Source organism: Maribacter sp. 6B07, assembly GCF_002700155.1.
Classification (GTDB): Bacteria; Bacteroidota; Bacteroidia; order Flavobacteriales; family Flavobacteriaceae; genus Maribacter; species Maribacter dokdonensis.
Map to the genome: position 1 here is coordinate 518,119 of NZ_PDUT01000001.1, position 11,137 is coordinate 529,255.

Below are 11,137 nucleotides of genomic sequence, written 5' to 3' on the forward strand. Positions count from 1 at the left end.
CTATCTTAAAATTTTGCGTTTTTCTTAATGAAATAGCTTTAATCAACTATAAAACCAGTGGAAATTGATAAAATTAAATACGCACACTTTCCCCTTAAGTATACAAATTAGAAAAGCCACCTAAATAGGTGGCTTTTACATAGTAAAGGAAAAAAGTCCTTAAGAAAAAAGAACTTTTATTTTAAGCTATTTTATTACGCTTACGCTCGTTCTCCGTTAAATAGATTTTACGTAAACGTAAAAATTTAGGAGTTACCTCAACGTACTCATCTTTTTGAATATATTCTAAAGCTTCTTCCAATGAGAACTTAATTGCCGGTACGATCTTGGCTTTATCATCTGCACCTGAAGAACGTACGTTAGATAGTTTTTTAGTTTTGGTAATGTTCACGGTCATATCATCTCCACGAGAGTTCTCACCAATTACCTGACCTTCATAAATATCTTCACCTGGATCAACAAAGAACTTACCTCTATCCTGTAATTTATCTATAGAATAAGGAATAGCCTTTCCTGTTTCCATAGAAACTAAAGAACCATTCTGTCTTTGTGGAATTTCACCTTTCATTGGTTGGTACTCTAAGAAACGGTGTGCCATAATAGCCTCACCCGCCGTAGCAGTCAACAATTGGTTACGAAGACCAATAATTCCTCTAGATGGTATAATGAACTCACATACCATACGATCGCCTTTAGCCTCCATACTGGTCATTTCACCTTTACGCATAGAAACCATTTCAACCGCTTTACCAGATACTGCTTCCGGTAAATCTATGGTCAATGCCTCAACAGGCTCACATTTTACACCATCGATCTCTTTTATAATAACTTGAGGCTGACCGATCTGTAATTCATACCCTTCACGACGCATGGTCTCAATTAAAACTGAAAGGTGTAATACACCACGACCGAATACCAAAAATTTATCTGCACTGTCCGTTTCGTTTACACGTAACGCCAAGTTCTTTTCCAATTCTTTTTGAAGTCTGTCGTTGATATGACGAGAAGTAACAAATTTACCATCTTTACCAAAGAACGGACTATCGTTAATGGTAAACAACATGCTCATTGTTGGCTCATCTATAGCAATGGTCTTCAATGCCTCTGGATTTTCAAAATCGGCAACGGTATCACCAATTTCAAAACCTTCAACTCCTACCAAAGCACAAATATCACCCGTTTCAACTTCTTGTACCTTTTTACGGCCAAGACCTTCAAAAACGTACAATTCCTTTATTTTGGATTTCACAATGCTACCATCGCGCTTCACCAAAGAAATTTGCTGATTTTCTTTCAATGTACCTCTTTGCAATCTACCGATAGCGATTCTACCTGTAAATGAAGAGAAATCCAATGATGTAATCAACATTTGAGTGTTTCCTTCTTTTGGTTCAAAAGTAGGAATATGCTCAATTACCATATCTAACAATGGCTCAATGTTCTCAGTTTCATTTTGCCAGTCGGTACTCATCCAGTTGTTCTTTGCAGAACCGTATACTGTAGGGAAATCTAACTGCCATTCTTCTGCACCAAGCTCGAACATCAAATCGAAAACTTTTTCATGCACCTCTTCTGGAGTACAGTTTTCCTTATCTACCTTATTAATTACCAAGCATGGCTTTAAACCTAAATCAATTGCTTTTTGTAATACAAAACGTGTTTGTGGCATGGGACCTTCAAAAGCATCTACCAATAACAAAACACCATCGGCCATGTTCAATACACGCTCTACTTCACCACCAAAATCGGCGTGACCAGGAGTATCTATTATATTTATCTTAGTATCCTTATATACAACGGAAACGTTCTTGGATGTAATGGTAATACCACGCTCTCTTTCCAAGTCGTTATTATCCAAAATTAAATCACCTGTATTCTCGTTTTCACGAAACAAGCTACAGTGGTACATTATTTTGTCTACCAAGGTGGTCTTACCGTGGTCAACGTGCGCAATGATCGCAATATTCTTTGTAGTAGTGGACATAAGGTCTTATTTAAGCGTGCAAAGATACTTTAAATATTTATAGCTACACTTAAACTTATGTTATTTTTATCTTATTGATTTTGAGAGAGTTCCTTTATGGGCATACTACTTTTTTCTACCACCTACAATCCAACCAAGTCTAACATCTATTAAAATACCTGCATCCTTATAAAAATCATCAACAAAAATACCGGGACCAAAAGCCAAGCCCCAATAGAATCCTTTTCTGTAAGTACGCTGAATACCATATACTAAAGCACCGTTATAAAAATAATCGGAGGCGTATTCCAAATCACCAATTATTGGCGTACCCAATTGAAGTTGATTTAAAAATGCAATGTAGTTACCCGAGTTGCCAGATATATTCTTTCCATTATTTAATCTTCTATTAAAATTTATGTATTGCCTTACATCTGCTTCTAGACCAGGATATAATCCAAACCTGGTCTCCCTATCTGTACCGCCATTAAGTGCAAATCCTAAGAACGCCTCAAAATTTAAAGTAGTTTTATCAGCAACCCCTAGTTCATAAGATATCCCTGGTGCTAAGGCATTAACTTTAAAAAGTCCGTCTTCCACATACTTAACAGATTGGGCATTCAAATAAAAAGCGGATAACAGAATAGCGGATAAAAAAATGGTTTTTTTCAAAATGTAGATTGATTTGATTTTATGCGGGATGTATATCAAATACCAGACCAGATCAATCAAAAGTGGGCTTTCTGGATTTTCTTTTGGTAGCGACCCATCCAAAGGTCACATTAAGCAAAAAGCCATGACCGCTATCTAAAGTTTTTGAATCAAAATAGCCATAACCCACTTCTGCATTTACATTGAAACCTTTTCTGTTGGTTCGCTGAATACCGTATACTCCGCCATAGAATGCAAAGGAATAATCACTATTTCCGTCAGAAATATTATCTGTAAACTGTACAGGCTCCCAAAAAATACTACGTGCAGGACCAATGTAATTTGCAGAGTTACCTATTACATTCTTATTTACATCTAAACGCTCTTGAAAATTATGGTAATATCTAATTCTGGTATGCCATGCATAACCCAAAGCATAGCCTTCTTGGTATCTTGCAAATGCCGGAGTAAAACTTGTAGAAGCACTTACATTTTTAAATAACCCTAGCTCATACCTAATACCTGGTCCCAATAGATTAATGGTGAATTGATGACGCTCTAGATTGATGAGTCCGTTACCTTTTTCCGAGAAATCCCTTATTTGTGCATTGGACAAGGAAACCGATAAGAACAGTAAAACAAGAGTGATTTTTTTCATGTAGATTGATTGATGTTACAACTAAAACTACAAGATTAAAAAAAGGTAAACACTTGATTTAAAGAAATATTAAGAAAAAAGGTAAGATATTACCTACCCACACACCAACGTTTCTCACTGATGATCCAGCCAATACTTAAGTTGGCAACCGGATAGATTCCACCCTCAAACTGCCCAGCGTAATAGCCCGCACCAACATCTACCGAAAAATTAAAACCACTATCATAACTACGTTGCAAACCTGTAACCAAACCTGCGTACCCAAAAGCACCTTTTACATTTTCATTGGCAATAGTTCTAGGACTTGGAAAAAACACAGCTGCAGCCGGTGCTATGTAATTGGCAGAGTTGCCATAAATCTGTCTTCTATTGCGTTGTCGTTTTTCAAAGTTGTAATAATACCTATACTGAGCGGCAACTGCCGGAAAAACACCCAATTCATCATAAACATCTGGCAACAATGGATCTAATGCCACTTGAATACCAGCTTTAATATCAAAAGTAGTGTTGGCACCCAATGCCATTTCATACTCTAGACCGGGATTTATAAGGTTGATCTTTACTTGCCTGAGCTCACAATTTTTACCAAATTGAGCATGTATTTTAGATGCAACAAACGCCAGCACTATTAATAAAGTAAATTGTTTGATCTTCATTCAGATTTTATGATTTCGACAATCTTATCCTAATAGAACAGTAAGCTTCTTAAAATAGTATCTTTGTTTAAAAATATTCGACGAATGAACCTATCTCTTATACCCCAAATAAAACATACGGACAGTAACAACTTTTTTCTTCTTTCTGGACCCTGTGCCATTGAAGGTGAAGATATGGCATTGCGCATTGCAGAGCATATTGTGACTATAACCAATGAGCTTAAAATACCCTATGTATTTAAAGGAAGTTTTAAAAAAGCCAACCGTAGTAGGCTGGATTCGTTTACGGGCATTGGAGATGAAAAGGCTCTAAAAATTTTACGTAAGGTTTCTGAAACCTTTAAAGTCCCTACGGTTACCGATATACATACAGAGCAAGATGCCGCTATGGCTGCCGAATATGTAGACGTATTGCAAATACCTGCATTTTTAGCCCGCCAGACCGATTTAGTTGTTGCCGCTGCCGAAACCGGAAAAACGGTCAACATAAAGAAAGGGCAATTTATGAGTCCGGAAAGTATGAAACATGCCGTAAATAAAGTTACCGAAACCGGAAACGAGCAAGCTATCATCACCGATCGTGGAACCATGTTCGGTTACCAAGATATGATCGTAGATTTTAGAGGTGTACCTACCATGAAACAATTTGCTCCCGTGGTACTAGATGTAACCCATTCTTTACAACAACCAAATCAATCTTCTGGTGTAACTGGTGGTAGACCAGCTTTGATCGGCACCATGGCTCGCGCAGGTGTTGCTGCAGGAGTTGACGGACTCTTCATTGAAACGCATTTTGATTGTGCCAATGCCAAGAGTGATGGTGCCAATATGTTAGACTTAGGATTGATGAAAAAGCTGTTGACAGATTTAGTAGCGATTCGAACAACTATCAATGAATTATAAAGTATAAAAAAACCAAGTGTTAGCCACTTGGTTTTTTCTGTTTGAATATTAATTTTTATTGACAAATTGGAACGGTAAAAGAACCTTCAACACTACTGCCTTCAGCAATATCGCTAGAATTACGCTCTAATTTTAATTTACCAGAAACTTCTGTTTCAGTTAACGAAGTAATCTCCACTGTTCTATCTAAATTGTTAAATGGTGTTTCATCATTTTTAAATTCAACGATATTGATATCCGTATACACACCAACACCAACAGGAACCGTAAAACTAATTCTTAAATCAAAATCACCTATAAAATCTTCACAGCTTGTACCTACATTGGTAAGATTAATATTTAAAGCCTCTTCATCTTCAAAAGTAATCGTATCAAAAGATTTACCACCTACAAAAGTAAAAGACTCTCCTTGCAATATTCCAGTTAAGGGTTGGTCTGAAATTCCAATTTCACCAGATTCTTCATCATTTGAACAGCTAACCAGAAATAAACATAACATTGTGAAAGATATAATTTTTCTCATGTGAAAAATATAAAGGTTGAGTTTATGAAACGGAGATTAGCCCTATAAATTATGATAAGTTAAATTTTTAGTCTTCTCGTTTATAAAACCCATTTTTACGAACGGAATAAGCATCTTGTAAAACATCAACTAAAATATCGTTATCTATTTCCTCTAAGGTAGTGTAACGTAATGAACGTACTACTTTTCTGTTTTCAGAAACTAGTACGTTCAAATGTTTGGTAAGGTGAGTAGAATTCCAAAAAGCAATATCCACAAACTTTTTTTTATGATTTGCATTTAAATAACAAATGGGAGATTTCCCAATGTAAAAACAAGGTATATTCCACTTAAATTTTAGTTCAACACCTGGTAAGGTTGTTTCGATCATCATTTGTAGATGCATTAAAATACCTTTATACGGTTCCGGTTGGTTATAAATATAGTGCTCTGCTGGGTTCATATCTATATCAATTGCATTAAGATATCGCACGAATACGACTATGAATTCTAATCAAATATATAATTTTGCCACTTTATAATTTATCATGAACTTACAAACAACTTTTTTATTTTTCTCTATTTTAATATTTGGCTGTACCACAGGTTTTTCACAAGATAGTGAAGATGATAACTGGTATTTTAATAATAGTAAGACCTTGACCGAGTTGTGGGAGCTAGATGATGAACATCATCGTGGTAATTTCATCCTTACCTCTTATAAGCCTATCTACATGACATTGGCTAAATATTCCACAAACCCTAACGAGTTTCCTGTAGCCGAAAATTCAGATAAAGTCCTAGACGAACCCAATAGTTTAAATGCTGTTGAAGCAAAATTTCAAATCAGTTTAAAAACAAAGATTTTACATAATATGCTGGGCGGGCGAATGGATCTTTGGATGGGTTACTCACAAACTGCCTACTGGCAAATTTATAATACCGAGCGCTCAAGACCTTTTAGAGAACTGAATTATAAGCCAGAAATCATAGCTAATTTCCCGATCAAGTTTCCCATTCTCGGATTTGATGCAAAAATGGTGGGTATATCGGTCATTCATGAATCAAACGGACAGTCAGATCCCATCTCCCGAAGCTGGAACCGTATTGCCTTGCACGCCGGTTTTGAAAAAGGTAACTGGCAGGTAATGCTAAAACCATGGTTACGTGTGGGAAGCAAAATTGACGATAACGAAAATATATCTGATTACATAGGAAGAGGCGAAGCCGACGTTACCTATGATTGGGGCAGGCAACGTTTTAGAGCCATAGCCCGGCATTCACTGAATTTAGGAGATAAAAGCAGGGGAAGCCTACAGTTGAACTGGTCTTTTCCAATTCATAAAAACTTCAATGGCCATGTACAGTTTTTTGATGGATATGGAGAAACGCTAATAGATTACAATCACCGACAAACAACCCTTGGCATAGGCGTCTCTTTAATAAACTAGTAACCTAGCCAATACGCAATGTCGTTTACTGAATATTGGTTTTAAATTTTTTGGGCGTAGTACCTTCTTGACGCTTAAACGCTGCAGAAAAATGGGTTGCATTTTTATAACCTATTTGCTCCGCAATTTCATAAATAGGCAAATCAGTGTTCACCAGAAGTAATTTAGCCTTTTCAATTTTTTTATTGATACTATATTCATGGACGGTTTGTCCAAAAACCCGCAAGAATTCCCTATTCAGCAGGGTTTTATTCATACCCACTTCTTTAGACAATGTAGCCACCGAATAATTAATGGCTAAATTATCACTGATCTTTTTTTTGACACTTAAAAGTTTCTTTACCCTGTGACTATTTTGAACCGAGTTGTTCTTGTAATGTTCTTTCTTATAATTGGAAACTTGAATGGCCAACATTTCAAAAACCTTAGCCTTCAAATAAATTAGTCTTGCCGTACCTTCTAAACTAAGCGTATCAAAAGATTCAAGAATTACCATCATCTCATTAGAAATGGGTACTACCAAATTATCATCTATAAGTTCTTTTAATTTAAGATCATTGAAAAAACCATGTTTTGTTAAGAACGCATTAGACAACCTTACTTTAATTTCCTTATAAGTTTTGCTACCAGCAATCTTAGACGTGCCATGAAAAGATTTAATATTTGCCATGTAAGAATCACCGCTACCTAAAAAAATATCTTCACAACCTGCAACAGATATTACCCGTTCACCCTCAATTAAAAAAGTAAGCTGCACAAAATCTATAGTTAGCTGTTGTTTTAAGATAATATCTTTCTGTAACCTAAAATGCATTGCAGATATACAAACATCTTCAATTTGTATTACATCTATACGGCCTTGCCCAAATGAATCTTTTATACGGTATACCTTATGGTCAATATCATTGTTCTGCTTTACCTCAACACAATCGGCAATTTCACTATACGAGATTTTATTGGCCTCAGATAAATCTACAATCTGTACATCTGTAAAACTGCGTCTTTTTTTTATCATTTCACGTCATTTCTAATCGACAACAAGGTCATAAATTCGCTTCAAATTTATTTAGACTAATTAAAAATAACAAATATTAAATGAAGAATCTTTACACTATACTGATCTTGTTCATAGGCACATTGAGCACTTTTGCGCAGTCTGCAGGAGTCTCAGGGTCGGTAGTTGATCAAAATAATAAACCACTTTCAAATGTGAACATCACTATTTCACATACAAGCTTAGGTACTACCACAGATGCCAAAGGTAAATTTGAGGTAACCGATCTGGCACCTGGCGCATACACCCTAACGTTCTCCATCATGGGGCATGATACCAAACAGGTACAAGTAAACGTAGTTGCCAATAGAATAAAAGAAATACCGAATGTATCGTTACCGGAGAAAAGTGAACAATTAAATGAAGTGGTGGTTAAAGGCCATCATAACAAATACGCGGTAAAAACACCCTCTTCCTCCTTACGTCTAAAAACAGAAATAGCCAAACTTCCCCAAAACATTCAAATCATCAGTAGTGAACTATTGCAAGATCAGCAGGCTACGAGCATTATGGATGGGGTGATCAGAAACGTATCTGGTGTAACCATGTTAGAGCACTGGGGGAATTTTGCCAGGGTGAATATGAGAGGATTTAGATTACCTGCATTTAGAAACGGTTTCAACGTACAAGACTCCTGGGGTCCATTATCAGAGGACATGGCCTTTGTTGACCAGATAGAATTTGTAAAAGGTCCTGCAGGTTTTATGATGTCTGCCGGTGAACCTGGCGGATTTTATAATGTAGTAACCAAAAAACCTACGGAAAGAACTATTCGTCAAGTTTCATTGATGGCCGGTAGTTTTGACAATTACCGAGGTACTTTAGACCTTGGCGGCAAGGCAACAGAAAACGGAAAGTTATTGTACCGTTTTAATGCCATGTACCAAACAGCTGACAGCCATAGAGGCAATGAAGACGCTGAGCGTTATGGCTTTGCCCCTGCCTTAACCTACAAGCTTTCCCAAAAAACAGCTGTAACAGCAGAATTAAATGTACAACAGGCAGAAAGTTATATGGGTGCCGCTTATGTTTTTGCCCCTAATGATGATGGCTACGGTAGTTTAGATAGAGATTTTAAATTTACCGATACCAATTATCCAGCATCAGACATTCAAGAAGTAACATTCTTTGGTACCATAAAACACGACTTTAATAAAGATTGGAGCTGGGAAACAAAATTTGGTTCTTTACGCTATGATCAAGTAGGAAATTCTACTTGGGTCTGGTCTTTAGAGGAAAATGGAGATGCTGTAAGGTACATTAGCAATTGGGATGCCTTATCCGTTGGAAAATATTTTCAAAGTTATATTACCGGAGCATTCCATACAGGTGGTATAAATCACAATATACTGGGAGGATTTGACTATAGCCAAAAAGAATATTGGGCAGATTTTAATCAATTCGGCTTAACGGATGTTGACCAACCCTTCAATATTTACAACCCTGTATACGGAAATACCGAACTTCCTATTTTTGACAAATCTACCCCGGTACAATACAGAGACAATATTTACAATTACGGGGGAATTAATCGCTCTGTATATCTGCAAGATGAAATAGGTTTCTTCAACAATAAAGCAAGATTAACCCTTGCAGGAAGATACACTCACCTGTTCACAAGAGGTAAAGATGAAACAGATTCTAAAATTACGCCGCGTATAGGTTTAAGTGTGGATATATTACCTACACTAAGTGCCTATGGTCTATATGACCGCTCTTTCATTGGTCAAAATGGCGTAAGCTTCACCGGGGAAGCATTTGATCCCGTTGATGCAAACGATATTGAAGGAGGTCTTAAAAAGAGTTTTTTCAACGGAAGATTAAGAACATCCTTGGGTGCTTACCAGATTACCAAAGAAAACGTATTGGTCACCGATCCAGAAAATCCTAATTTCTCTATACAGTTAGGTGAAATACAATCTAAAGGTATTGAGTTTGACCTGCAGGGCGAGGTAACCCCTGAGTTGAATGTTATACTCAACTACGCTAATACCAACGTTGAAATTACGGAAGATACCGATCCAGAAAATATTGGTCAACGTGTAGCCGGTCATGCAAAACACATTACCAACGGCTGGCTTAATTATAAATTCTCGGAAGAATCTAAACTTCACGGTTTTGGTGGCTCATTGGGGTATCAATATCAAATAGACCGTTCTACTTGGTCTTGGGGAGCGGACAATGAATCTCAATTACCGGATTATTTTAGGTTAGACGGAGCTTTGTCATGGAGCAACGACAAACTTAGGGTACAGCTCAACCTGAACAACCTACTAGATGAATACCTCTATTCAGGATCTAATTACGCTGCTTATTTATACTGGCAATCTGAACCCGGTATTAATGGTAGAGTTACCGTAACCTATAATTTTTAAAGAACAGCATACAATTTTTTGTTGAGTTAGTTCAAATTGGTTATCCCCTCGGTTTTACCGGGGGTGTAGCCTTAAAAAAATAAACATGAAAAAAACATTTATTACACTTACTTTACTACTATTTTCCATATCGCCCATGTTCGCCCATTATTTATGGCTTGAAACGGACCGTACCGGCAGTCTAAACAAAGAACAAGAGGTACGTGTATACTTTGGAGAATACACTTATGGGGTTATTGAAAAAGTAAAAGGTGAAAACTACCCATCCGTTTCAAAGTTTACGTTATGGCTTATACATCCTAACGGTAAAAAAACAGCATTGAAAATTTCTTCCAAGCAAGAATATTATGTAGCCCATTTTACCCCAAATACAAATGGCACATATACCGTTGCCCTAAACAATGATGATATAGAAGTACTAGATTATACAGAATGGGATTTCGGTATTTTTAAAACACACTATCAATCGACCGCAAAAGTTCAAGTGGGCGACCAAGCCACAGCTACTAAAACTTTAAACCAAGATGGTATCGTTATCAAAGAACTACCCGGCACCGATAATCAAATTACACTACAAGTACTATTTAAAGGTAAACCCTTAGCTAAAAATGAATTTAAACTATTTGTATCTGACCTATGGAGCAAAACCATAGAAACAGATGAAAATGGAGAAGTAAGTTTCTCTTTGCCCTGGAACACCAAATATACTATGGAAACCACTTTTGAAGAACGTGTTCCCGGGACATTCAATGGTAAGGAATATGAATTTATATGGCACTGTGCCACCTATTGTATTTCAAAATAACCTCTAGCAATGATCACCGCAATTCTAATACTTTGTTTTACTGGTTTTTATTTGGGTTACGCCACAACAAAAAGACAAAAAGTGCCAGTACACTTACATATTGAAAACTGGTGTCAAAA

Annotated in this window: 11 protein-coding genes; 4 read left to right on the forward strand and 7 right to left on the reverse strand. The window is 36.6% G+C overall.

Features of this window, described 5'->3' with window-relative positions; all coding sequences use genetic code 11:
* Positions 1 to 181: 181 nt before the first annotated feature.
* The 4 genes from typA to CSC80_RS02180 form a co-directional block, all read right to left on the reverse strand.
* A complete protein-coding gene (typA, locus tag CSC80_RS02165; protein ID WP_058103710.1) occupies positions 182 to 1,984 on the reverse strand; it encodes a translational GTPase TypA in 1,803 nt (600 codons plus the stop codon).
* Positions 1,985 to 2,089: 105 nt separating this feature from the next.
* Entirely contained in the window at positions 2,090 to 2,635 is a 546-nt protein-coding gene (locus CSC80_RS02170) for a hypothetical protein (RefSeq protein ID WP_099189485.1), read from the reverse strand.
* Positions 2,636 to 2,687: 52 nt separating this feature from the next.
* Positions 2,688 to 3,272 carry a hypothetical protein gene (locus CSC80_RS02175; RefSeq protein WP_099189487.1) on the reverse strand — a complete coding sequence of 195 codons (585 nt, stop codon included), beginning with the start codon at positions 3,270 to 3,272 and terminating at the stop codon, positions 2,688 to 2,690.
* Positions 3,273 to 3,361: 89 nt separating this feature from the next.
* Complete coding sequence (locus CSC80_RS02180) at positions 3,362 to 3,928, reverse strand: DUF3575 domain-containing protein (RefSeq protein WP_099189489.1); 567 nt, start codon at positions 3,926 to 3,928, stop codon at positions 3,362 to 3,364.
* 84 nt (positions 3,929 to 4,012) lie between these two features.
* On the opposite strand from CSC80_RS02180, the gene kdsA reads away from it, so the two are divergent.
* Positions 4,013 to 4,831: a 3-deoxy-8-phosphooctulonate synthase gene (gene kdsA, locus CSC80_RS02185; RefSeq protein WP_099189491.1), complete on the forward strand. Its 819-nt coding sequence runs from the start codon at positions 4,013 to 4,015 to the stop codon at positions 4,829 to 4,831.
* A 55-nt stretch (positions 4,832 to 4,886) separates the two neighbouring features.
* Here kdsA and CSC80_RS02190 read toward each other — a convergent pair whose 3' ends face one another.
* Together CSC80_RS02190 and CSC80_RS02195 are read right to left on the reverse strand one after the other, a co-directional pair.
* Positions 4,887 to 5,354, reverse strand: coding sequence for a hypothetical protein (locus tag CSC80_RS02190; protein WP_143751713.1), 468 nt, complete (start codon positions 5,352 to 5,354; stop codon positions 4,887 to 4,889).
* A 67-nt stretch (positions 5,355 to 5,421) separates the two neighbouring features.
* Positions 5,422 to 5,826 carry a DUF1801 domain-containing protein gene (locus CSC80_RS02195; protein WP_343224327.1) on the reverse strand — a complete coding sequence of 135 codons (405 nt, stop codon included), beginning with the start codon at positions 5,824 to 5,826 and terminating at the stop codon, positions 5,422 to 5,424.
* Between the two features lie 55 nt (positions 5,827 to 5,881).
* Between CSC80_RS02195 and CSC80_RS02200 the strand changes: the two genes are divergently transcribed.
* Entirely contained in the window at positions 5,882 to 6,784 is a 903-nt protein-coding gene (locus tag CSC80_RS02200; protein ID WP_099189494.1) for a phospholipase A, read from the forward strand.
* Positions 6,785 to 6,809: 25 nt separating this feature from the next.
* Here the strand turns inward: CSC80_RS02200 and CSC80_RS02205 are convergent, their stop codons facing one another.
* Positions 6,810 to 7,799: an AraC family transcriptional regulator gene (locus tag CSC80_RS02205; protein WP_099189496.1), complete on the reverse strand. Its 990-nt coding sequence runs from the start codon at positions 7,797 to 7,799 to the stop codon at positions 6,810 to 6,812.
* Between the two features lie 80 nt (positions 7,800 to 7,879).
* On the opposite strand from CSC80_RS02205, the gene CSC80_RS02210 reads away from it, so the two are divergent.
* Both CSC80_RS02210 and CSC80_RS02215 read left to right on the forward strand, forming a co-directional pair.
* A complete protein-coding gene (locus CSC80_RS02210; protein ID WP_099189499.1) occupies positions 7,880 to 10,213 on the forward strand; it encodes a TonB-dependent receptor in 2,334 nt (777 codons plus the stop codon).
* 85 nt (positions 10,214 to 10,298) lie between these two features.
* Complete coding sequence (locus CSC80_RS02215) at positions 10,299 to 11,018, forward strand: DUF4198 domain-containing protein (RefSeq protein ID WP_099189501.1); 720 nt, start codon at positions 10,299 to 10,301, stop codon at positions 11,016 to 11,018.
* The last annotated feature ends 119 nt before the right edge of the window (positions 11,019 to 11,137 follow it).

Bases quoted from the DNA above. Each gene is read 5' to 3' on its own strand.
- typA (WP_058103710.1), bottom strand. From the start codon at position 1,984: ATGTCCACTACTACAAAGAATATTGCGATCATTGCGCACGTTGACCAC.
- CSC80_RS02200 (WP_099189494.1), top strand. From the start codon at position 5,882: ATGAACTTACAAACAACTTTTTTATTTTTCTCTATTTTAATATTTGGC.
- CSC80_RS02180 (WP_099189489.1), bottom strand. From the start codon at position 3,928: ATGAAGATCAAACAATTTACTTTATTAATAGTGCTGGCGTTTGTTGCA.
- CSC80_RS02190 (WP_143751713.1), bottom strand. From the start codon at position 5,354: ATGAGAAAAATTATATCTTTCACAATGTTATGTTTATTTCTGGTTAGC.
- CSC80_RS02215 (WP_099189501.1), top strand. From the start codon at position 10,299: ATGAAAAAAACATTTATTACACTTACTTTACTACTATTTTCCATATCG.
- kdsA (WP_099189491.1), top strand. From the start codon at position 4,013: ATGAACCTATCTCTTATACCCCAAATAAAACATACGGACAGTAACAAC.
- CSC80_RS02210 (WP_099189499.1), top strand. From the start codon at position 7,880: ATGAAGAATCTTTACACTATACTGATCTTGTTCATAGGCACATTGAGC.
- CSC80_RS02175 (WP_099189487.1), bottom strand. From the start codon at position 3,272: ATGAAAAAAATCACTCTTGTTTTACTGTTCTTATCGGTTTCCTTGTCC.
- CSC80_RS02205 (WP_099189496.1), bottom strand. From the start codon at position 7,799: ATGATAAAAAAAAGACGCAGTTTTACAGATGTACAGATTGTAGATTTA.